Annotated in this window: 23 protein-coding genes and 1 riboswitch; of the genes, 16 read left to right on the forward strand and 7 right to left on the reverse strand. The window is 36.6% G+C overall.

Annotated elements, in window-relative coordinates; all coding sequences use genetic code 11:
• Window positions 1-1,274: adenosylhomocysteinase (gene ahcY / locus AACZ30_RS07175; RefSeq protein ID WP_339648524.1), on the reverse strand; the 1,274-nt coding region annotated here is incomplete at its 3' end.
• A gap of 65 nt (window positions 1,275-1,339) precedes the next feature.
• On the opposite strand from ahcY, the gene AACZ30_RS07180 reads away from it, so the two are divergent.
• The 9 genes from AACZ30_RS07180 to AACZ30_RS07220 all read left to right on the forward strand — a co-directional run bounded on the left by AACZ30_RS07180 (window position 1,340) and on the right by AACZ30_RS07220 (window position 8,760).
• Window positions 1,340-1,987, forward strand: coding sequence for a 4'-phosphopantetheinyl transferase superfamily protein (locus AACZ30_RS07180; RefSeq protein WP_339648526.1), 648 nt, complete (start codon window positions 1,340-1,342; stop codon window positions 1,985-1,987).
• Entirely contained in the window at window positions 1,987-2,679 is a 693-nt protein-coding gene (locus tag AACZ30_RS07185; protein ID WP_339648528.1) for a geranylgeranylglyceryl/heptaprenylglyceryl phosphate synthase, read from the forward strand. The genes AACZ30_RS07180 and AACZ30_RS07185 overlap by 1 nt, the downstream gene beginning before the upstream one ends.
• A 157-nt stretch (window positions 2,680-2,836) precedes the next feature.
• Complete coding sequence (locus tag AACZ30_RS07190; protein WP_339648530.1) at window positions 2,837-3,097, forward strand: thiamine-binding protein; 261 nt, start codon at window positions 2,837-2,839, stop codon at window positions 3,095-3,097.
• Window positions 3,081-3,713, forward strand: coding sequence for a nicotinamide riboside transporter PnuC (gene pnuC / locus AACZ30_RS07195; protein WP_075325612.1), 633 nt, complete (start codon window positions 3,081-3,083; stop codon window positions 3,711-3,713). The genes AACZ30_RS07190 and pnuC overlap by 17 nt, the downstream gene beginning before the upstream one ends.
• Window positions 3,674-4,240 (forward strand): ATP-binding protein, encoded by a 567-nt coding sequence (locus tag AACZ30_RS07200; RefSeq protein ID WP_339648531.1) that lies wholly within the window; start codon window positions 3,674-3,676, stop codon window positions 4,238-4,240. Before pnuC ends, AACZ30_RS07200 begins: the two co-directional genes overlap by 40 nt.
• Window positions 4,241-4,242: 2 nt before the next feature.
• Window positions 4,243-5,796: a DUF4301 family protein gene (locus tag AACZ30_RS07205; RefSeq protein WP_339648532.1), complete on the forward strand. Its 1,554-nt coding sequence runs from the start codon at window positions 4,243-4,245 to the stop codon at window positions 5,794-5,796.
• Between the two features lie 6 nt (window positions 5,797-5,802).
• Window positions 5,803-6,204, forward strand: a complete 402-nt coding sequence (gene arfB / locus AACZ30_RS07210) for an alternative ribosome rescue aminoacyl-tRNA hydrolase ArfB (protein ID WP_339648533.1) — start codon at window positions 5,803-5,805, stop codon at window positions 6,202-6,204.
• 441 nt (window positions 6,205-6,645) lie between these two features.
• Entirely contained in the window at window positions 6,646-6,987 is a 342-nt protein-coding gene (locus AACZ30_RS07215) for a hypothetical protein (protein ID WP_339648535.1), read from the forward strand.
• A gap of 420 nt (window positions 6,988-7,407) precedes the next feature.
• On the forward strand, window positions 7,408-8,760 hold the full coding sequence (locus AACZ30_RS07220) for a sigma-54 dependent transcriptional regulator (RefSeq protein ID WP_339648536.1): 1,353 nt from the start codon (window positions 7,408-7,410) through the stop codon (window positions 8,758-8,760).
• Here AACZ30_RS07220 and AACZ30_RS07225 read toward each other — a convergent pair.
• Entirely contained in the window at window positions 8,750-11,167 is a 2,418-nt protein-coding gene (locus tag AACZ30_RS07225; protein ID WP_339648537.1) for an ATP-binding protein, read from the reverse strand. The genes AACZ30_RS07220 and AACZ30_RS07225 overlap by 11 nt on opposite strands.
• Before the next feature lie 176 nt (window positions 11,168-11,343).
• Window positions 11,344-11,438, forward strand: a riboswitch (TPP riboswitch).
• A 113-nt stretch (window positions 11,439-11,551) separates the two neighbouring features.
• On the opposite strand from AACZ30_RS07225, the gene AACZ30_RS07230 reads away from it, so the two are divergent.
• Window positions 11,552-13,933, forward strand: coding sequence for a TonB-dependent receptor (locus AACZ30_RS07230; RefSeq protein WP_339648538.1), 2,382 nt, complete (start codon window positions 11,552-11,554; stop codon window positions 13,931-13,933).
• Window positions 13,934-13,980: 47 nt separating this feature from the next.
• Here AACZ30_RS07230 and AACZ30_RS07235 read toward each other — a convergent pair whose 3' ends face one another.
• The gene (locus tag AACZ30_RS07235) at window positions 13,981-14,412 is read right to left on the reverse strand and encodes a hypothetical protein (RefSeq protein WP_075327891.1); all 432 of its coding nucleotides are present in this window, start codon (window positions 14,410-14,412) and stop codon (window positions 13,981-13,983) included.
• Between the two features lie 119 nt (window positions 14,413-14,531).
• On the opposite strand from AACZ30_RS07235, the gene greA reads away from it, so the two are divergent.
• The 3 genes from greA to AACZ30_RS07250 all read left to right on the forward strand — a co-directional run bounded on the left by greA (window position 14,532) and on the right by AACZ30_RS07250 (window position 15,910).
• Window positions 14,532-15,008 carry a transcription elongation factor GreA gene (gene greA, locus AACZ30_RS07240; protein WP_075325620.1) on the forward strand — a complete coding sequence of 159 codons (477 nt, stop codon included), beginning with the start codon at window positions 14,532-14,534 and terminating at the stop codon, window positions 15,006-15,008.
• A 102-nt stretch (window positions 15,009-15,110) separates the two neighbouring features.
• Window positions 15,111-15,500, forward strand: a complete 390-nt coding sequence (locus tag AACZ30_RS07245) for an HIT domain-containing protein (RefSeq protein ID WP_075325621.1) — start codon at window positions 15,111-15,113, stop codon at window positions 15,498-15,500.
• On the forward strand, window positions 15,500-15,910 hold the full coding sequence (locus AACZ30_RS07250; RefSeq protein ID WP_286761300.1) for an acyl-CoA thioesterase: 411 nt from the start codon (window positions 15,500-15,502) through the stop codon (window positions 15,908-15,910). The genes AACZ30_RS07245 and AACZ30_RS07250 overlap by 1 nt, the downstream gene beginning before the upstream one ends.
• On the opposite strand, the gene AACZ30_RS07255 is transcribed toward AACZ30_RS07250, so the two are convergent.
• Window positions 15,907-17,061 (reverse strand): HAMP domain-containing sensor histidine kinase, encoded by a 1,155-nt coding sequence (locus AACZ30_RS07255; protein ID WP_339648539.1) that lies wholly within the window; start codon window positions 17,059-17,061, stop codon window positions 15,907-15,909. The two genes, AACZ30_RS07250 and AACZ30_RS07255, sit on opposite strands and share 4 nt — an antisense overlap.
• Before the next feature lie 112 nt (window positions 17,062-17,173).
• Here AACZ30_RS07255 and AACZ30_RS07260 point away from each other — a divergent pair, with 112 nt between their 5' ends.
• From AACZ30_RS07260 to aat, 3 genes are all read left to right on the forward strand, one after another.
• Entirely contained in the window at window positions 17,174-18,052 is an 879-nt protein-coding gene (locus tag AACZ30_RS07260) for a flavin reductase family protein (protein WP_339648540.1), read from the forward strand.
• Window position 18,053: 1 nt separating this feature from the next.
• Window positions 18,054-18,428, forward strand: coding sequence for a DUF3127 domain-containing protein (locus tag AACZ30_RS07265; protein WP_075325625.1), 375 nt, complete (start codon window positions 18,054-18,056; stop codon window positions 18,426-18,428).
• Between the two features lie 119 nt (window positions 18,429-18,547).
• Window positions 18,548-19,201 carry a leucyl/phenylalanyl-tRNA--protein transferase gene (gene aat / locus AACZ30_RS07270; RefSeq protein ID WP_339648541.1) on the forward strand — a complete coding sequence of 218 codons (654 nt, stop codon included), beginning with the start codon at window positions 18,548-18,550 and terminating at the stop codon, window positions 19,199-19,201.
• A gap of 2 nt (window positions 19,202-19,203) precedes the next feature.
• On the opposite strand, the gene AACZ30_RS07275 is transcribed toward aat, so the two are convergent.
• The 3 genes from AACZ30_RS07275 to truB form a co-directional block, all read right to left on the reverse strand.
• Complete coding sequence (locus tag AACZ30_RS07275; RefSeq protein ID WP_339648542.1) at window positions 19,204-19,782, reverse strand: DNA-3-methyladenine glycosylase I; 579 nt, start codon at window positions 19,780-19,782, stop codon at window positions 19,204-19,206.
• Window positions 19,783-19,787: 5 nt separating this feature from the next.
• Window positions 19,788-20,498, reverse strand: coding sequence for an energy transducer TonB (locus AACZ30_RS07280; RefSeq protein ID WP_339648543.1), 711 nt, complete (start codon window positions 20,496-20,498; stop codon window positions 19,788-19,790).
• Window positions 20,499-20,528: 30 nt separating this feature from the next.
• On the reverse strand, window positions 20,529-21,212 hold a 684-nt coding region (gene truB / locus AACZ30_RS07285; protein WP_339648544.1), incomplete at its 5' end, for a tRNA pseudouridine(55) synthase TruB.

A 21,212-nucleotide genomic window follows, 5' to 3' on the forward strand; every position in this document is an offset into this window, starting at 1 on the left:
ACGCCAATATATTTAGCCTGGTAATCTTTAAGTTCGGTTAATTCTACTCCAATTTTTTCAAGATGAAGTTTGGCAACCTTTTCGTCTAAATGCTTAGGTAGCATATAAACTTCATTTTCGTATTTATCAGAATTTTTCCAAAGTTCAATTTGAGCTAAAGTTTGGTTTGTAAATGAGTTACTCATTACAAAACTTGGGTGGCCAGTGGCGCAACCAAGATTTACCAATCGCCCTTCAGCTAAAAGAATAATATCTTTTCCGTCTATGGTATATTTATCAACCTGTGGCTTGATTTCATCTTTAGAATCACCGTGGTTGTTATTCAGCCAGGCAACATCAATTTCGTTGTCAAAATGTCCAATATTACAAACTATGGTTTTGTCTTTCATCGCTTCAAAATGTTCACCTCTAACGATATCTTTGTTTCCGGTAGTGGTAATTACAATATCAGCCTTTGGTAAAACAGTTTCCAATTTTTTTACTTCAAAACCGTCCATTGCAGCTTGTAAAGCACAAATAGGATCAATTTCAGTAACAGTTACAATAGATCCCGCGCCTTTAAATGAAGCAGCAGTACCTTTACCAACATCTCCATAACCACAAACTACAACGCGTTTTCCTGCAAGCATAACATCGGTAGCGCGGCGAATAGCATCAACTGCACTCTCGCGACATCCATATTTATTGTCAAACTTAGATTTGGTAACCGAGTCGTTTACGTTAATTGCCGGCATTACCAAAGTTCCGTTTTTCATTCTTTCGTAAAGTCTATGAACACCAGTGGTGGTTTCTTCTGAAAGTCCACGGATTCCTTCAGCAAGCTCCGGGTACTTATCAAAAACCATATTGGTAAGATCGCCACCATCATCAAGAATCATATTTAAAGGTTCGCGTTCTTCTCCAAAAAACAGGGTTTGCTCAATACACCAGTTAAATTCTTCTTCAGTCATTCCTTTCCAGGCATAAACCGGGATTCCTGCAGCAGCAATTGCAGCAGCAGCGTGATCTTGTGTAGAGAAAATATTACAGGAGCTCCAGGTTACATCGGCACCTAAAGAAATAAGCGTTTCAATAAGTACTGCAGTTTGCACGGTCATGTGAAGACATCCGGCAATTCTGGCTCCTTTTAAGGGTTGTTCGTTTTTATATTCTTCACGCAGGGACATTAATCCCGGCATTTCAGCTTCGGCGAGTTCTATCTCCTTCCTTCCCCAATCGGCAAGGGAAATATCCTTAACTTTATAAGCGGTATACGGCACTGTTTTAGTCGACATATTATTATATTTGAATATTAGCAATTTTTTCTTGCGCAAAAATAAGGAATCTATAACAAACCTACATGCCACTTTACAAAACAATAACAGTAAACCCGCATACTAAAGTATTCATTTGGAAGGTAGAAGAACCTTTTAAAGAACTTAGCGAAGGGATAGAATTAACCGAACATTGCCAAAATCGCGTAAAGGGAATGAAATCTGAAATTCACCGTCGTGGTTTTATGAGTATTCGTCATTTAATGGCCGAAGCGGGCTATGTAGATCACGATTTATTTTATGACGATTTAGGAAAACCGCATTTAAAAAATGGTAAGAATATCTCTATTACCCATTCTTTTAACTTTACGGCTATTATTTTAAGTGATGAAAAGGTGGGAATAGATATTGAAAAACGCCGCGATAAAATTCTCAAAATTGCCAATAAATTCACACCACTTAGTGAATATCATACTGTTGCAAACGAAGAGGCTTTAATAAGAAAGCTCACTATTGTTTGGGGTGCTAAAGAATCTATTTATAAAATGTTTGCGGAACCGGGTCTTGGGTTTTTACAGCACATAAATGTGACCGATTTTGATTTTGATGATGCCGAAACTACCGCGAAAGTGAACTTTAAAGGAAAAGAGTCTTTTTACGAGATGAATTTTTTGGAATTTGAAGGTTTTACCTGCGTGTATGGCTGGGAAGACTCGAAAAAAGTCCAAAGTTAATGCGGAATTTTTATGCTGAAATTTTCCAGGCTGCGACCAATGGAAAAAAACTACTCGCCATTTTAATAGATCCCGATAAATTTATAGAAGCGGAAACAAAATTATACCTGGAAAAATTACCAAAACAAACTACCCATATTTTTGTAGGCGGTAGCAAGGTGGAAAATTTTAAAACCGAAAAAACCGTAAAAGCGATTAAAGCTGAAACCGATTTGCCTGTTATTCTGTTTCCGGGAGATTATTCACAAATTACAGAAACAGCAGATGCATTACTTTTTTTAAGCCTCCTTTCCGGAAGAAATCCTGAGTATTTAATAGAGCAACAGGTGAAATCTGTAGAAAAATTAAAAAATAGCAAACTGGAAATTATTCCAACGGCCTATATTCTAATTGACGGTGGGAAAGAAAGCGCTGTGCAGCGAGTAAGCCGTACAAAGCCAATTCTACAATCCCAGGTAGAAACTATTATTAATACAGCCTTAGCGGGAGAATTTTCGGGAAAAAAACTTATTTACCTGGAAGCAGGAAGTGGAGCTGATTTTCCGGTTTCCGAAAAAATTATTACTGAAGTAAAAAAAGCATTAAATATTCCTTTGATTGTAGGTGGCGGAATTCGAAGTTTAGAACAACAGGAAAATGCCTACAGAGCAGGAGCTGATATGATCGTTATGGGAACACAATTTGAAAATTAGTAAACGTCAGTCTGAATTTATTCAGAATCTAGTTTTTGGTAGTCCAAATAAGCACAGCTTCACAATTTGTTAGTTGAAGCCACAATACTAATTTCAAATCTTTAAATTTGGCTTCCACGGAAATTCCAGCAAAATATTCGTGGGTAAAATTTCAATCATGAAAATTTCAGTAGAATTAACATTAAGTCCGTTGCAGGACGATTTTGAACCAAAAATCATAGATTTCATTAAAAAATTAAGGGATTCAGGATTAATAATAAAAGAAAATCCGTTAAGCACCCAGGTTTATGGAGAGTATGATGAGGTGATGAATTTATTGAATTCAGAAATAAAAGAGGTATTTGAAGCTATAGACCGCGGACTTATCTATATAAAAATTGTAAAATCTGATCTTAGCGACTATGCAGCCGATTTTTGATTTTTTCTTCGATCAGTATTACGGGTATTCTACTTTATTTATTATCCTGGAAGTAATTGCGGTAATTTTCGGTTTTCTTTCGGTCATTTATTCCAAGCAAAATAATATTCTGGTTTATCCCACCGGGATTATAAGTACTATGATATTTGTTTATTTACTCTGGCAATGGGAATTGTTGGGAGATATGATGATTAACGCCTATTATTTTTCTATGAGCATTTATGGTTGGTATATTTGGACAAGAAAAGTAGATAAAGAACATTATACACCCATAACCAATACTACCAGAAAGGAAAATTGGCAAAGTCTGTTTATTTTTATTGCGACCTTGCTTTTTGTATTCGCTGTTTACGAGTATTTTGATAAATGGAACAACTGGACGGCCTATGTAGACACGTTTACAACTGCTATTTTCTTCGTGGGAATGTGGCAAATGGCCAATAGAAAGATTGAAAACTGGATTTTCTGGATTATTGGCGATGTTATTTCTGTGCCACTCTATTTTTATAAAGGTTTTACTTTAACGGCACTTCAATATTTTGTTTTTACTATAATCGCTATATACGGCTATAAAGCATGGCAGAAAAACTTGCGCAACGACCTTCGTCCGTCTTAAAAGTGGTTCTTTTTGGACCAGAATCTACGGGAAAAACCACCCTGGCAGAAATGCTGGCAAAACATTATAACACACTTTGGGTAGAAGAATTTATGCGGGATTATCTTCAGGAGAAATGGGATAATGAGCAAAGAGTTTGCGAACCAAAAGATATGATTCCCATTGCCGAAGGCCAAATGAAACGTGAAAATGTACTCACTAAAAAAGCTAATAAACTCCTAATTAGCGATACTGATCTTTTAGAGCTAAAGGTTTATTCTGAAGCCTATTACGAAGGGTTTTGCGATCCTCAACTTCTTAAACATGCGTTAAACAACATTTACGATCTCTACTTTTTAACGTATATTGACGTACCGTGGACGCCCGATGACCTTCGGGATAAACCAGAAGACCGTATTGGGATGTTTAAAAGGTTTGAAGCTGCTCTTAAAAATAGTAAAAAACCTTACGTGATTCTAAAAGGAGATTTAGAGGAACGTTTTAAAACTGCGGTAAAGAAAATAGACGAACTTTTAAAAAACAAATAGACGTGGAGTTTAGCGAAATAGACATCTTGCAAATTGAGGAAAAAGGATTATCAACCCAGGAGGTTGAAAGACAAATCCAGATATTTGAAAGAGGAAATATAAAAGTAGATATTCAACAGGCGGCAACCGTAGGGAATGGCATTTTTGCCTATTCAGTAGAAGATCAGAAAAAATATATTCAAACATTTGAAGATAAAAAGGAGCATTTAGACCTTTTAAAATTCGTGCCCGCTTCTGGTGCTGCAACGCGAATGTTTAAGGCATTTCACAATTTTGCAGATGAATTTGATCCTGAAAAAACAAGCTTACGCGATTATTTAGACAGTAAGGATGATAAAAACCTTCAGTTGTTTTTTGAGAAAATGGATAAACTTCCATTTTATAAATCCGCTTCCAAAAAAGCCAAAGAAAATCACCCAGATTTTTCAGAAAAATCTAATGACGAACGACATTTAATTTTGGTGAAAACCATGTTGTATGAAAACGGACTTGGGTTAAGCGACTTGCCAAAAGGTTTGGTTCCATTCCACCAGTATAACGATTATACCGCTACCGCTTTTGAAGAGCATTTGCATAGTGCGGCGAAATATCTTTCGGTAAACGGCGTCACAGAACTACATTTTACTGTAGCTAAAGGTGATAAAGAGAATTTTGAAGAAGAATTTGAGAACATTAAAGAAAGAGTAGAGGAGGCTAATCACACTAAATTTGAAATCTCTTATTCTTACCAGGATCCAAAAACCGATACTATTGCGGTAGATAAGGATAATAGTCCCTTTAGAGACGAAGATAACAGGATTTTCTTTAGACCGGGCGGGCACGGAGCATTAATAGAAAACCTGAATAAACAAAAAGCCGATCTTATTTTTGTTAAAAACATAGATAACGTGGTCGTTAATACCAATTTGCCAAAAGTGGTAGAAATGAAAAAAATGTTGGGTGGTAAATTAATAGCGCTACAAAATCAGGTTTTTGAATATATGCAAAACCTTGACGGTGGGAATAATTCTGAAGCTAAATTAGATGAGATTGCTGAATTTTTGGAGAATGAACTGTTTGTAAAGGTAACTTCATCTTTTAACAAATTTACGGGGGAAGAAAAAACGCAATATTTGTGTAAAAAATTAGACCGCCCATTAAGAGTTTGCGGAATGGTGAAAAATGAAGGTGAACCCGGCGGCGGACCTTTCTTGGTTAAAAATGAAGATGGAGAGATCTCGCTTCAAATTATTGAAGGTGCGCAAATAGATAAAAATAATTCAGAGCAATTAGAGATTCTAAATAATTCTACACATTTTAATCCGGTAGATATAGCGTGTAGCCTTAAAAACCATAAAGGAGAAAGTTTTGATCTTAATAATTATGTAGATGAAAATATGAGTTTTATTGCAGTTAAAACCAAAGATGGCAAACCTCTAAAAGCCCTGGAGCGCCCCGGCTTATGGAATGGCGGTATGGCTTACTGGAATACTGTTTTTGTAGAAGTTCCGGTAGAGACCTTTAACCCGGTAAAAACGGTAGCCGATCTTTTAAAACCCTCTCATCAGGCCAAATAATTTGTTTTGGACGAGCAACAAATAACACGGGAACTTAGTTTTAAAGCCGTGCGCAGTTCTGGTGCCGGCGGGCAGCACGTTAATAAAACTTCCTCTAAAGTGGAACTTTATTTTGATTTAGAAGCTTCAGAAGGACTTTTAGAAGAAGAGAAAGCGCGATTAATTAAAAAACTGGCTACTCGATTAACCAAAGAGAACCTTTTAATTCTCAATAGTGAAGAAAGTAGAAGTCAGCATAAAAACAAAGAGCTGGTAGTTGCAAAATTTTTTGAATTACTTCGGGAGAATATTAAAAAACCAAAACCAAGAAAGAAAACTAAACCCAGCAAAGCTGCAAAGTTAAAACGCCTAAAAGCGAAAAAGATCAATGCCGAAAAGAAAGCCCGAAGAAACGATCCTTTAAAATAAGTGAGACATTTTTCTACATAAGTGTAGAAAAATTCTACAACAATATCCCGGGTTTTGTGGAAACCTAAAAACAATAAAATTTTAAAATGTTAATTTTCAATAGATTAAAATTGTAGGATTTTACTGGTACAATTTTTTATATGTAATTATCGCTAAATTAATATTAAATATAGCAGCTTAAGATACTGTTGTATAATTTAGATTTTCGGAGAAAAAGAGGCCTCAGGGTCTCTTTTTTTGTTTCATAAAATTGGTAATTCTACATTTCTACATAATGTTCTCTTAAAAACCCCAGCTTTCTACATAACAAATTCCCAATTAATTTATTGCGTATTTTGTAAAAAGCTTATTGTTAGATAGTTAGTTAATATTATGAGACTTTGGTATAATTCTTCCTTTATACCTATCATATTTAAACCACAAACTTAAAACCTTATTATTATGAAAAAGCTAGGATTAACTTTAATGGCTGCAGCCGGAATGTTCTTATTCAGTCAAAATGCACAAGCGCAGGTAGAAGAGCCAGAAGAAATGGAACAAATTGAGAGTGTAGAAGAAGCTCAGGAAACAAAAGACGATTATAAAGAAGTTGATGTATTGGCACTTCCGCAAGCAATTAAAGATGCGGTAATGACCGATATGAATGGAGCCGTAGCTGAAGAAGCCTGGGTGAAAGAAAAAGAGGGTAAGAAAGTATATAAACTATCACTTAATGTAGATGGTGAAAAGAAAAAAGCTTACATCGATGCTGAAGGAAATTGGATCGAAAAAGAGGATAAATAGATTAACTACTTGCTAACTAACCTTAAATTTCCGTTGGATATATTTACCCTACAAACTTCCAACGGAAATTTTTTTAAGAAATTTTAGCTGGAATTTAAGAGAAACCAACTCCTTTGGCACCAGAAAATAACATAAAGTAAGTAGAAAATTCTGTATATTTAGGGTAGAATGTAAACTTGAACGGTTTTAGGACCATTGGGGCCTGCTAACTAACACTTTTAGCCGTTTAAGTTAAGCTGAAAGATTTATGACGATTTACTTAATGTAGTCTGGAAAATGGATACCACCCAATGACACTTTTTAATAAAAATTTAGATTGTCATTGATAGAGACCTTTAACGAGGTCTCTTTTTTTATGCTAATTTTAAACCCAATGAATTTTAGATTGTTAAATTTGCAAGACGATTTAAATTAAGATCAATGACAAAAATTCTTATAGTTGAAGATGATGTTCCTTTTGGGACTATGTTGAAAACATTTTTAATCAAGCGCGACTATGAGGTTGAATTGGTTTTTTCTGGCTTAGAAGCTTTTAAGAAGCTTAAAGCTAATTTTTTTAACCTTATCCTTTCAGATGTAAGATTGCCAGACACTAGTGGTCTTGATATCTTAAAACAGGTAAAGTTGGAAAATGCCGGTACGCAGGTTATTATCATGACCAGTTATGCTGAAATTAGCATGGCCGTAGAAGCTATGAAAAATGGTGCTTTCGATTATGTTTCCAAACCATTTAGACCAGAATCTATTTTACAAACAATTAAAAATGCTTTAACCCATACAGAAGTACAACCCACTGTTGAAAAAAGACCCGAGAAAACACAAAAAACAGATTCTTTGCAAGGGACAAGTTTTGTGAAAGGTGTTAGTGAAGCTGCTTTAAAACTAAGTGATTATATAGAATTAGTAGCTCCTACCAATATGTCGGTTTTAATTATGGGAGAAAGTGGAACCGGAAAAGAACAGGTTGCAAAAAGTATCCATAAACAAAGTAAACGTGCTGATGCTCCTTTTATCGCTGTAGATTGTGGTGCTATCCCTAGAGAATTGGCATCCAGTGAATTTTTTGGTCATTTAAAAGGATCTTTTACCGGTGCTATAAACGATAAAACCGGGCATTTTGAAGCTGCAAACGGTGGTACACTTTTTCTTGATGAAATAGGAAACCTAAGTTATGAACTTCAGGTGCAATTACTACGAGCTTTACAGGAAAGAAAAATAAAACCGGTAGGAAGTAATAATGAAATTCAGGTAGATATAAGGGTGATCACGGCCACTAACGAAGATCTTGCACAAGCGGTGAAAGAAGGGGAGTTTAGGGAAGATCTTTATCACCGTCTTAATGAATTCTCTATTAAAGTTCCTGCTTTAAAAGAGCGCAAAGAAGATTTAATGCTTTTTGCTGAATATTTTCTGGAAGAAGCCAATGCTGAGTTGGAGAAAAATGTGATTGGTTTTACCGAAAGTGCTATTGAAGCTTTTAAGAACTATAACTGGCCCGGAAACCTAAGAGAGTTAAAGAATATGGTAAAACGTGCGGTACTGCTAACGCAAGATGATATGATTCCTCTTAAAGTATTGCCTCATGAAATAGCCACTGCTTCCCAATCTAATACAGAAACCGAATACGGTCTATTTAAAAATAAGAACGAAGAACAGCTTATTTTAGACGCTTTGGAGAAAGCTGGTGGTAATAAAAGTAAGGCAGCAAGATTGCTTTCTATAGATCGTAAAACCCTATATAATAAGCTAAAGCAATACGATATTAAACTTTAATTTCCTGCTCCAGTTCTTCCATTAAATTTAAGATGTCAGCTTTTAGTTGTAGAAATTCTTCATCAGAAAAAACTTCTTGTTGTTCCAGTCTTTCAAATTGCCCTGCCTGCTGCCTGGCATTTATTTGTTTTAACATAGGCACCATTTTATGCGCCAGGCGCGCTACCTCTTTGGCATCGTTTTTCTCCCTGGCAATGGCAATAAGTTCAATTTGCGATCTGGAACTTTCTATGAAAGCTTCTAAAATGGTTTGTACTGCTTTTTGATCTCCAGCCGAAAAATCATAAATGTCCTGCAAATCATAAGTGTTGTTCGTAGAATTCTGGAGGTTGTTATTTACTTTTTGCTTCAGGTCAAGTTTAAAAATTTCGGCTATGCTTTGTTGTAATTTTCCGGGTTTATATGGTTTTAAAAGGCTTTTATTAAATCCGGCAAGTTTATAAGTTTCAGCATCAATATCGGTCCTGCCAGATAAAGCTATTACCGGTAATTCACTTACTTTATATTTTTTCCGGATATTTTTAATAAGATCAAAACCATCCATTTCTGGCATTTGAATATCGGTTAAAACCAAAGAATAGTTTTTATTTTCCAGTTTTTTCAGTGCGTCATTTCCGTTTAGGGCACTGTCGCATTGCATTCCCATAGATTTTAGCAATTCCCGTGTTAAAGAAAGCTGCGATGGTTCATCATCAACAATAAGGGCAGTTTTACCGCTCAGGTCTGGCATTTCTGCAATCGTTGATACTTCTGCAGTTGTTGTTGCCTCAACAGGAAGTTTTCTAACGGGAATAAAAACTGTAAATTCACTACCTTGTCCCTGCTCACTTTCAAGCTTTAAATCACCTTTTAGTAATTCGGTAAGACTTTTTGTGATTGTAAGTCCCAAGCCGGTACCGCCATATGCTTTTTCAATTTTTGTATTTTCCTGTGAAAATTCTTCAAAAATCTCCTCCTGTTTTTCTTTGGAAATTCCTATCCCGGTGTCTTTTACCGAAATAATTAGACAATAGCTATCTTCAATTTCTTTTTTAAGATGAATACCTACTCTTATTTCTCCTTCGTGGGTGAATTTACAGGCATTAGTGATGAGGTTGGCGATAATTTGTTTTATTCTGAAGGGATCACTAAGCACCTGGGTATCGGTTTCTTCTGAAGCTTCAAAGATCACCTCCACCTTTTCATTCTTTGTTGCCGGTAAAGAGTTATAAACGGTGTCTCTTATAAGTTTTGCGGGGTTAAAAGGAAGTTTTTCCACAGTCATTTTACCGGCTTCCAGCTTAGAAAGATCCAATAAATCGTTTACTAAATGCAGAATAAAATTAGAGGATTTCTTCACCTGATCCATATAATGCGATTGCTTGCTATTTAGCGAAGATTTTTCAATTAGATCTGTGTAGCCAATAAGTGTGTTGAGTGGAGAGCGTAAATCGTGGGTAATTGCGGCCATAAATTGCTCACGTTTCTTTAGCAAACTTTCAGCAAAATCTTTGGCTTCTTCTAATTCTCTTCGGTATTGCTGACTTTTAGTAATATCCTGAATTATAAAAATAAGTGATAGTAAAATAATTAAGAAACTCACAATTCCTGCGATAAGGAAGATTTGCGAACTTTCTTCAATCATATTTTGAGATATTTTGGCGCGTTGTATAGATGCTTCCCGTTCTTCCTGCTCAATTTTTCCCAGCAAACGTCTTAGCTGCTGGTTAATAATCATATCGTTTTCAAGGAATTGTTGTTCCTTTTCGTCTACCGTGTTTTGAAACCTCCTATTGGCAATCTCCAGTTGGCTTAGTACATTTCTAACCGAACCAATTATAGAATCGGCGGTGCGGTTGGTGAGTTGTTCAGCGTTATCTTCCCGGGAATATTCCAGCAACCTAATTAATAACCTGCGCTGGTGCGGTTCCAGGTTGGAGAAACGTTGCCTATAATTGTAATCGTTAAAAGAAGGGTCTACTTTTCTAAGTTCATTTAAAACCTGCGAATAATAATTTTGGTTACGTTGCTGCTCTCTTAATTTGTAAAGTTCCTGGAGGTTGGAGGTTTTGTCTGAAAGCAATTCAGCAATACTGTCTAATTCATTTTTCATAGAATTATCAGCATAGCTATTTTTTAAATTTTGGATATCAAGTTGAATGCTGTCTATTTGAAGTTGATACTTTTCCAAATCGGCTTCATTTCCGGTTTGAATAAGTTGCCTGCTTAAATTTTCGGTTTCAAAAAGACTGGTAGTAATATCACTTAGCAGAAATAATTGCTCATTATTGTTGCTGTTATTTTCTGAAACTTCACTAAAAGCAACCACCTGTTTCCATACAAACCATACGGCAAGTGCTGCCAGAGCGGCTATCAAAAGATATCCGCCAATCACTTTATAAGTTATTGACTGCTTTGTGTTTCGCATAAAATTGTTACAACCAAAATTACACCATTTAAACGAAATGAAAATAGCTTAATCCTGGATCTTAGAATTTTTGTACCTGTTTAAATTTGAAGCCCTTTGCTAAGCTAATGGTTTAGAGGGCTGAATTATTGGCTCAAAAATTATGGGAATTCCATAAAAGCTTTATACATTTGCCGCAAATCTCAAAGGGGTGCCACTTAAGTGTGGCTGAGATCATACCCAAAGAACCTGGGCAGGTAATGCTGCCAAGGGACACGCGCAAGTAGCGCAAACGTATGTTACTCCTGAAAATGCCAAAACACCGGTGGGCAATTTCAGGGTTTTTTTTATCTAATTTTAACCAAAGAATAATAGCCCCTTTTATTCGTAAATAATTTATTACGAATGAAATCTTTATTATTTTTTACCGGCCTCTGCTTAATTTCATTGCAAGCCGTTGCTCAAACTCACACTTTACAGGGCACAGTTTCCCGTGGTGCAACTCCGGTTGAAGGAGTTGCAGTTTATGCCGTAGAACCAGCCGATGGCACCACTACCGATGAGAATGGCAGGTACAGCCTTGAGCTTGAAGAAGGTGAGTACAACCTGGTATTTTCCTATGGAAACCAAAAAACCTTAAAAGTAAAACTGGATCAGGATAAAACCCTGGATGTAGATCTTAGCGATGTACAGGAGGTTTTAGACGAGGTTTTTCTTTCTTCGGTGCGGGTAAGCGCAAAATCGCCAATTACCTACAGCAATCTTACTAACGAAGAGATTGAAGATAGAAACCTGGGGCAGGATATCCCTGTGTTAATGAATTATATGCCAAACGTGGTTACTACCAGTGATGCTGGGGCAGGTGTTGGTTATACCGGGATTAGGGTTAGAGGTAGCGGCCCCACCAGTACAAATGTTACCATAAACGGAATTCCTTATAACGATGCCGAAAGTCTTGGAACTTTTTGGGTAAATCTTGGAGATTTTGCCTCTTCTGTAGAAAATCTGCAACTGCAAAGAGGGGTGGGAACTTCTACAAATGGCGCAGGAGCTTTTGGTGCCAGCCTAAACATTTTAACCGATGGTTATAGCAAAGAAGCAAATGCAGAAATTGCCAATAGCTACGGTTCTTTTAATACACACAAGCACACCGTGAAATTCAGTACAGGGCTTATAGACGATCATTGGGAATTTGCAGGTCGAGCTTCTCAAATAAAAAGTGACGGCTATATAGATCGTGCCAGTAGTGATTTAAAGTCTTATTTCTTACAGGGTACTTATGTAGACGAAAACACCTTAGTAAAAGCCATTACTTTTGGCGGAAGCGAAAGAACTTACCAGGCCTGGTACGGAATTGATGCTGAAACTCTGGAAAATGATAGAACTTACAATCCCGCCGGGGTTTATACCGATGAAGAAGGAAATACTAAATTTTACGATAATCAAACCGATAATTACAAGCAGGATCATTATCAGTTATTGTGGAATCAGGAGTATAACAAGAACTGGTCTTCTAACCTTGCTTTTCATTATACTTACGGGCGCGGTTATTATGAGGAATATGAAGAAGAAGCTACTTTAAATGAATTTGGGCTGGAGAATTTTCAGGCCGAAGGTGAAGAAGTAACCACCTCAGATCTTGTAGGAACCAAATGGCTGGATAATCATTTCTACGGAAGCGTTTTCAGTCTAAATTATCAGGATCAGGATTGGGATGTGATTTTTGGCGGTGGTTGGAACCGTTATATTGGAGATCATTTTGGAGAAGTAATTTATACTCGTTTTGCCAGGCATAATGATCCTTATGAGCCGTATTATGAAAATACAGGAACAAAAACCGATTTTAATCTCTACGGAAAAGCCACGTATGCAGTTTCAGAAAAACTCGCGGCTTATTTAGACCTGCAGGTAAGAACCATTGATTATGAAACCGAAGGAATGTTATCTGAAGGTACTCAATTTCTGGTCGATGATTCATTTACCTTCTTTAATCCTAAAGCCGGATTAACTTATGCTTTAAACGATCAAAATCAGTTCTATTTTTCTTATGCCCGTGCTAATAGGGAACCACGCCGCAGCGACTACGAAAACGGCGAACCTGAACACGAAGAATTAAACGATTTTGAATTAGGGTGGCGCCATAATACACCATCGGTTCAACTAAACACCAACCTTTATTATATGGATTATCAAAACCAATTAGTACTTACTGGTGGTATTGATGATGTTGGCGCTTTTATTCGTGAAAATAGCGGAAATAGTTATCGTTTAGGTTTGGAAATAGATGCAGTAATTAGGCTTTCAGATAAAATATTTGTTAGACCAAACCTGGCTTTAAGTCGAAATAAAAATGTAGATTTTGTTTCTACCTGGAATGGAGAATTAGTTGATTTTGGAAATACAGATATTTCCTTTTCTCCTTCTATAGTAGGAGGAAACCGAATTACTTACCTACCCGCAGAAGGATTAGAATTAAGCCTTCTTTCAAAATATGTAGGAGAGCAGTATATGAGTAATATTGAAGCCGAAAATTCTAAGCTGGACGCCTATTTTGTGAACGATTTTAATATTCAGTATACCTGGCGAAATGCACCTTTATTTAAAGAAGTTGTTTTTACAGGTTTAGTAAATAATATCCTGGGAGAAGAATATGTTTCTAATGGATATTACTACACTTTTAATGTAGAAAACCCAGATACTGCTACAGGTTTACAAACCTTAGATGGTGCGGGCTATTATCCGCAGGCCACCACAAACTTTTTAGCCGGAATTACTTTGAAATTTTAATTTGTTTGTCGCCTCGCTCCTCCCTATTACCAGGAGGGGGGAGGTTTTTAATTATAAACCTCAATAGTATTACTACGGCGCTCAATTCGGTAAGGTTTCATAGAGTATTCTCCTTCACCTTCCATTAATTCACCGGTAATTATATTATAAGAATTTGCATCTTCACAGTTACAGGTAGCAATAATCCCTTCAACCGTCATTGCAGAACAATTATTCGGCGGATGATTGGGGTCGCTTAATTCAAAAGCGGTGTATTGTGAATTATTTATATTATAAACCACCACACCCTTTATGCCTTCGTTGTAGGTAGTAAAGCTATTCCCAGGAAATTGAAGATCATTATATTCAGGAAAATCCAGGTTTAGTTGAAGTCTAAAATTCAAATCTATTAGGTTCGGGTTATTAAAGTCATTGTCATCATTGGTGGAGCAAGCGCTAAAAATTACTGAAAATAGAAGGAAAAAAAGAGGTTTTTTCATGATATCGGCAATTTTTTCGCTAAATATTATTATTGTTTTCAAGGCGTAAATTTATTATATTTGTTAAACAAATCCCGTCGTGCTATGGGATTTTTTCTATTTATATAAACGATGAAGTTATGAGCAAAGTATCTTATTATACTGAAGAGGGATTAAAAAAGTTGAGGGATGAACTTAATCAGCTACGTGATGTAGAACGGCCTAAAGCTTCAGAAGCTATTGCCGAAGCCCGTGATAAAGGAGATTTAAGTGAGAATGCAGAATATGATGCTGCCAAAGAGGCTCAGGGTCTCTTAGAAATGAAGATCTCAAAATTAGAAGAAGTGGTGGCCAATGCAAGAGTTATAGATGAATCTCAATTAGATACTTCTAAAGTGTTGGTACATTCCCACGTGAAAATAAAAAACCAAACAAGTGGGGCCGAAGTAAAATATAAGCTGGTAGCACAGAGTGAAGCCGATTTAAAAACGGGTAAGATCTCGGTAGATTCTCCTATAGGAAAGGGATTACTCGGTAAAGAAGTGGGGGATACAGCGGAAATAGATGTACCCAGCGGTAAGATGAAATTTGAAATTTTAGAGATCTGGAGAGAATAAGTTTCCGGTATTTAACAGTTTGTGAAATCCTTTTCCAATACCTTTAACTAAGGTTCTGTGAAAAGGATTTTATATTTATATACTAACCAATTCAAAAATATTATGGCCAGTTTATTCACTAAAATAGTAAGGGGAGAAGTGCCTGCTTTCAAAATCGCAGAAGATAGTCAGTTTTTAGCTTTTCTAGATGTTAATCCAAATGCAAAGGGACATACTTTATGTATTCCGAAGAAAGAAGTGAATAAGATCTTTGATTTGGAAGAAGAGATGTACCAGGAATTAATGCGTTTTTCCCGCAAAGTAGCCATCGCTTTAGAGAAAACGGTAGAGTGCAAGCGCGTGGGAATGGCCGTTGTTGGGCTTGAAGTTCCGCATGTTCACGTACATCTTATCCCGTTAAATTCTATGAGCGATATGGATTTTTCTAAAAGCGTAAAAATGGAAGAAGAGGAATTTAAAAAACTGGCAGAATCTATTCACGTTAATCTTTAATGGAAAGCGAAACGTATAATTTAAAACTCGAGCTTAGAATAGATTGGAGCGATTTAGATATGTATAAGCACGTAAATAATATCTCGTTTATGCGCTATATGCAGTCGGGTCGAGTAAATTTTTGGGAAGCTTCAGGTATTTACGAGATGTATGAGAATACCAATATGGGAACTATGTTGGTTTCTACACATTGCGATTTTAAAAAGTCGCTGTATTACCCCGGGAAAGCTATAGTAAAAACCAGGATAGATTTTATAAAAAATTCCAGTTTCGGTTTAAAACATCTTATTCTAAATGACATTAATGAAGTTTGCGCTGAAGGTAAAGATGTAGTGGTTTGCTATGATTTTGAAAAAGATAATACCTTCCGAATTCCTGAAGATTTAAGAACACAACTTTCTAAATTCTAAACTTTCCTGAGGGAAATTTTAAAAGTTGTGCCTTTGTTTATTTCGCTTTCTTCTACTTTTATTCTCCCGTGGTGATAGCCTTCAATAATTCGTTTTGCTAAAGATAAGCCAAGGCCCCAGCCTCTTTTTTTTGTGGTATGCCCGGGTTCAAAAACGAGTTTAAATTTATTTTTATCAAGCCCTTTTCCCGTATCTTTTATAAAGATATGCGCCCATTTCTGTTCCTCTTTAATTTGAATATGCAATTTCCCTTTTCCGCGCATTGCATCTATGGCATTTTTAACCAGGTTTTCTATGGTCCAGCTGTAAAGTTGGGAATTTAACATTACCGGGATATATCCTTTAGGTATGTCAATGGAGAATTCAATAAGCCGTGAGCTTCTTGTTTTTATATAATCGAAGCTGTTTTGAGTTGCTTCAATTATATTTGTTTTTTCCAGAATTGGAGACGAACCTATTTTAGAAAAACGTTCAGTGATGGTTTCAAGACGGTCAATGTCTTTTTCCATTTCAATAATGTAGGATTCTTTTACATTTTCCTGTTTCAGGATTTCGGTCCAGCCAATAAGCGAAGATAAGGGAGTGCCAATTTGATGTGCAGTTTCTTTCGCCATCCCGGCCCAGAGCTTATTCTGTTCGCTGTTTTTCGTTGTGGTATAGAAAAAATAAACTACCCCAATAAAAAGAAAACCTATAAGAACCAGCCCAACAGGATAATACTTAAGACTGTTTAAAACCGGGGAATTGCCGTAGTAAATATACTGTTGCTCTCCATTTCCCAGGTTTATAATAATAGGAGCATTTTCTTCCTTTAAATTTTCAAGAAGTCGTTGCGCTTGTTTCTCATTTTCTAATTTATCGGGATCAATATTAGTAGTGTAGGCAATATCTCCATCGGTATCGGTATGGATTATGGGAATTGTGGTATTGTTATTTAAAATTTCAAGAATAAGATCAAGATCGGCATCGGCCGGTGGCGGGTCCCGGTCTAAAGCTTCCTGCGCTTTCGCCCAAATATTCATTTTAGCTCGTTCATCTTGTTTTAAACGCTGAAAAAAGATGGTAGTATTCCATAAAACCAGGCCTACTACTATAAAACACGAGATAATAATAAACCAGCGATTAAAAGTGCGTTCGTCTGTGAAGTTCATACAGGCTTCTGAGCTTTAAAGGATTTAAAGATAAGCGTTTTTAAACGAATTTTATTGCGTGTCCCGGCTTTTCATTCCCTATTGGTTTCGTTACCTTTGCCAAAAAACAAGTATGCTTACAATAGATCCTAAAGAGGTGAGCACAGGCAAGCTTCATCGCTATTTGCTTGGTGCTATTGGTCCCAGGCCTATCGCTTTTGCCAGTACAATAGATACTAAAGGCCGATCAAATTTATCGCCTTTCAGCTTTTTTAATGTTTTTGGATCTAATCCTCCTACCTTAATTTTCTCCCCGGCGAGAAGAGGCAGGGATAATACGGTAAAGCATACCTACACCAATGTTAAGAATATTGATGAGGTGGTTATCAATATTGTAAACTACGATATTGTTCAGCAAATGTCACTTTCCAGTACCGAATATGCCGAAGGTGTAAATGAGTTTGAAAAAGCAGGTTTTACAATGCTGAAATCTGATCTTGTGAAACCATTTCGTGTTGCTGAATCGCCGGTACAATTTGAATGTAAAGTGAAACAAGTAATTGAAACCGGCCAGGAAGGCGGTGCCGGGAATCTTGTGATTTGTGAAGTCCTTAAAATGCATATTAATGAAAGCATTTTAGATGATGACGGATTTATAGATCAACATAAAATAGACCAGGTGGCCAGAATGGGCGGTAATTGGTATACCCGTGCCAATATGGGAATGTTTGAGGTTCCAAAGCCGCTTTCCAGTTTAGGAATTGGTATAGATACCATTCCTGCGGAAATTAGGGAAAGTAAAACCTTAACCGGAAATGATCTTGGTAAATTGGGGAATGTTGAAGCGCTGCCAAAAGATGAGGAAATTGCAGGTTTTATAGCTGAAAATAAAGATTTAGCTGAATTAGTAAAAGCAAATAACAAAACAGATATTCATACCCGGGCACAATTGTTTTTAGAGAAAAACAATACCGATGCTGCCTGGAAATTATTATTAGCAAAAACAGATTAAAATGGAAGTACAAGGCAAGATTAAGTTAATTGGTGAAACCAAGACCTTTGGAAATAATGGGTTTAGAAAGAGAGAAGTAGTAGTGACTACAGAGGAGCAATATCCACAACATATTATGATAGAATTTGTTCAGGATAAAACAGATTTGCTTAATAACTTTCAGGTAGGTCAACCGGTAAAAATTGGAATTAACCTTAGAGGTAGAGAATGGGTAAGTCCGCAGGGAGAAACCAAATATTTTAACTCTATCCAGGGTTGGAGAATAGAAAATCTACAGGCAGACCAGCCCGCAGGTGGGCAAAATGTTCCGCCGCCAGATAATTTTGAACCTGCAAACAACTTAAACGAAGAAGATTACGACGATCTTCCTTTCTAAAAAATCCTTACCGGATTTAGAAATAATTTCGTTTCATATTATAAAAAGCTTAGCATCCTCTTAAGAGGGCTAAGCTTTTTCTTTTTGTACTTTTCTTATTCATCTAAAATCCCTGATAATTGCATTATTTACAACATAACGAAAAATTTCCTCCCATTTCTGAAGCCGATGAACAGGGATTATTGGCTATTGGAGGAGATTTGAGTATTCCGCGTTTAATTTATGCATATAACCACGGAATTTTTCCCTGGTATGACGATTCTCAGCCTGTACTTTGGTGGAGTCCAGACCCCAGAATGGTGCTTTTTCCCGAGAAATTGAAAGTTTCTAAGAGTATGAAGAAACTATTTAAAAAAGAAGCTTTTAAAGTAACTTTTGATACAGATTTTGAACGAGTTATAGAAGCGTGTGCAGAAATTAGAAGGGAAGGCCAACATGGAACCTGGATAACTCCAGAGATAATTAAAAGTTATAGAGAATTACATGAATTTAATCTTGCCCGCTCTGTAGAGGTTTGGCAGGATGATAAGCTGGTGGGCGGACTTTACGGAATTTATCTTAAAGAACAACAGGTGTTTTGTGGTGAAAGTATGTTTGCCAGGGTTAGTAATGCTTCTAAATACGGTTTTATAACCCTGGTTAATCAGTTAAAAGATGAAGGTGTTAAACTTATAGATTGTCAGGTTTATACCAAACACTTAGAAAGTCTTGGGGCTGAGGAAATTTCGAGAGCCAGATTTCTAAAATATTTAGAAATTCCTCTTGAAGATTAAAATCAAGAGAGTTTTTTAACTGCTTTATACCTAAAACAAGTTACTTCGTGATCATTTACCATTCCTGTTGCTTGCATATGAGCATACATTACGGTGGACCCTACAAACTTAAATCCCTTTTTCTTTAAATCTTTGCTTAATTTATCACTAATAACGCTAGTTGCAGGAGCTTTTTTGTAATCTTCTATTGCGTTCTGAATTGGCTCGCCATCTACAAAACTCCAAATATACTTACTGAAACTCCCATATTCTTTCTGAATTTTTATAAAATTTTGAGCGTTGGTAACCGTAGCTCTTACTTTTAATTTATTCCTGATAATCCCCGGATTTCCCAATAATTCCTGAATTTTTTCTTCAGAATATTTAGCGATTTTTTTGTAGTCAAAATTATCAAAAGCTTTTCTGAAATTTTCTCTTTTTCGCAATACGGTAATCCAGCTTAAACCGGCTTGAAATGTTTCCAGGATTAGAAATTCAAAGATGGTTTCATCATCATAAACAGGTACGCCCCATTCATTATCGTGGTATGCTTCGTAAAGTGCATCGCCTTCACACCAGCCACAGCGTTGTAATTTTGCCATTCTTTTTAAGGTTTAAAATTGTAGGTAATGGTGCCGGGTTGTTCGTTTCTTCCCGCCAATTGGGAAAATACGGCATTGGCGGCATATTCTAACGCATTTTCTATCAGGCATTCGTTATCTGAAGTAGAACTTGCCTTATTAATGCCGGTATCAATTACACGGCCTTCAGCGTTTACAGTGATATTTACTACAATTTTTCCGGCCCTGTCGCAGGTATAAATGGGATTAGGAATAGAGATGGCATTTCTTCCGCGCAGCGAAAATGAGATAGAACTATTTCTTAAACTTCCCGATTGGGTAGAAATGTCTTTGGAAGAATCATTGCCGTCAGATTGTTTTTTTGTTTCAGATTTATTGCCGGTAGCAAAAGTGCCTTGGGTAGTAGTTTCAGTTTCGTTTTCTGAACTTTCTTCCTGTTGCGCACTATTCTGTTCTAAGATTTCATCTAATTCTCTGTTGAAATTTTCTTCCCGCGCTTCCTGGTTTTCATTAAATGCTCTATGTGTTTCGGGTGAATTATTAGAGGTTTGAGGTTCAGGTTCTTCTTCCGGAATTTCTTCTTCCTCCTCAGTTTGTGAATATTCTTCTAGGTCTACCAACATTTCTTGTTGGTACTTTTGTTTTTGGGAAAGGTTAAAATTATAAAGGCCAAGAATTAAAACCGAACAAAAAAGTACGGTAATGATGAGGGCTTTATGTTTATCGAAAAAATCCATGCTATAAAATAAAACGTGTAATGTTCTATTTTATGCTGAAGGTAATAATTTTTCAAAAGATTGAAGGTCTAAAGCTTCTTCTAAAGTGAATTCGCCAACGCGCGTTCTTTTAAGGGAAGAGAGGTAGGCGCCAGAGCCAAGCGCAATTCCAAAATCGTTCGCCATGCTTCTAATATAAGTGCCTTTACTGCAAACTATTCTAAAATCTACTTCGGGAAACCGTGGGGCATCTACTTCAAATTTGTGTATGGTAACCGGCCTGCTCTCTAATTTCACGTCTTCTCCTTTCCTGGCATATTCATAAAGGCGTTTCCCATCTTTTTTTAAAGCAGAAAATACCGGCGGGGTTTGTTCAATTTCTCCTGTAAGCTGAAGCGCGGCGCCATCTAAATCTTCCTCTGCAATATGAGCTGTTTCGAAGGTTTTATTTATTTCAGTTTCCATATCGTAAGAAGGGGTTGTGGCACCCAGGGTAAAAGTTCCAGTATATTCTTTTTCGGTTCCTTGCAGCTCGGGAATCTTTTTGGTGAATTTCCCAGTGCATATTACCAAAACTCCGGTAGCCAAAGGGTCTAAAGTACCGGCGTGGCCTACTTTTATCTTTTTTATTCCGCAGCTTTTTCTAATTAACCAACGCACCTTGTTAACCAACTGAAATGATGTCCACTCCAATGGCTTATCAAAAACCAGGATCTGGCCGGTTTTAAAATCTTC

The sequence above is a fragment of the uncultured Salegentibacter sp. genome (assembly GCF_963972535.1).
Lineage (GTDB): Bacteria > Bacteroidota > Bacteroidia > Flavobacteriales > Flavobacteriaceae > Salegentibacter.

Bases quoted from the DNA above. Each gene is read 5' to 3' on its own strand.
- AACZ30_RS07180 (WP_339648526.1), top strand. From the start codon at position 1,340: ATGCCACTTTACAAAACAATAACAGTAAACCCGCATACTAAAGTATTC.
- AACZ30_RS07185 (WP_339648528.1), top strand. From the start codon at position 1,987: ATGCGGAATTTTTATGCTGAAATTTTCCAGGCTGCGACCAATGGAAAA.
- AACZ30_RS07190 (WP_339648530.1), top strand. From the start codon at position 2,837: ATGAAAATTTCAGTAGAATTAACATTAAGTCCGTTGCAGGACGATTTT.
- pnuC (WP_075325612.1), top strand. From the start codon at position 3,081: ATGCAGCCGATTTTTGATTTTTTCTTCGATCAGTATTACGGGTATTCT.
- AACZ30_RS07200 (WP_339648531.1), top strand. From the start codon at position 3,674: ATGGCAGAAAAACTTGCGCAACGACCTTCGTCCGTCTTAAAAGTGGTT.
- AACZ30_RS07215 (WP_339648535.1), top strand. From the start codon at position 6,646: ATGAAAAAGCTAGGATTAACTTTAATGGCTGCAGCCGGAATGTTCTTA.
- AACZ30_RS07220 (WP_339648536.1), top strand. From the start codon at position 7,408: ATGACAAAAATTCTTATAGTTGAAGATGATGTTCCTTTTGGGACTATG.
- AACZ30_RS07225 (WP_339648537.1), bottom strand. From the start codon at position 11,167: ATGCGAAACACAAAGCAGTCAATAACTTATAAAGTGATTGGCGGATAT.
- AACZ30_RS07230 (WP_339648538.1), top strand. From the start codon at position 11,552: ATGAAATCTTTATTATTTTTTACCGGCCTCTGCTTAATTTCATTGCAA.
- AACZ30_RS07235 (WP_075327891.1), bottom strand. From the start codon at position 14,412: ATGAAAAAACCTCTTTTTTTCCTTCTATTTTCAGTAATTTTTAGCGCT.
- greA (WP_075325620.1), top strand. From the start codon at position 14,532: ATGAGCAAAGTATCTTATTATACTGAAGAGGGATTAAAAAAGTTGAGG.
- AACZ30_RS07245 (WP_075325621.1), top strand. From the start codon at position 15,111: ATGGCCAGTTTATTCACTAAAATAGTAAGGGGAGAAGTGCCTGCTTTC.
- AACZ30_RS07250 (WP_286761300.1), top strand. From the start codon at position 15,500: ATGGAAAGCGAAACGTATAATTTAAAACTCGAGCTTAGAATAGATTGG.
- AACZ30_RS07255 (WP_339648539.1), bottom strand. From the start codon at position 17,061: ATGAACTTCACAGACGAACGCACTTTTAATCGCTGGTTTATTATTATC.
- AACZ30_RS07260 (WP_339648540.1), top strand. From the start codon at position 17,174: ATGCTTACAATAGATCCTAAAGAGGTGAGCACAGGCAAGCTTCATCGC.
- AACZ30_RS07265 (WP_075325625.1), top strand. From the start codon at position 18,054: ATGGAAGTACAAGGCAAGATTAAGTTAATTGGTGAAACCAAGACCTTT.
- AACZ30_RS07275 (WP_339648542.1), bottom strand. From the start codon at position 19,782: ATGGCAAAATTACAACGCTGTGGCTGGTGTGAAGGCGATGCACTTTAC.
- AACZ30_RS07280 (WP_339648543.1), bottom strand. From the start codon at position 20,498: ATGGATTTTTTCGATAAACATAAAGCCCTCATCATTACCGTACTTTTT.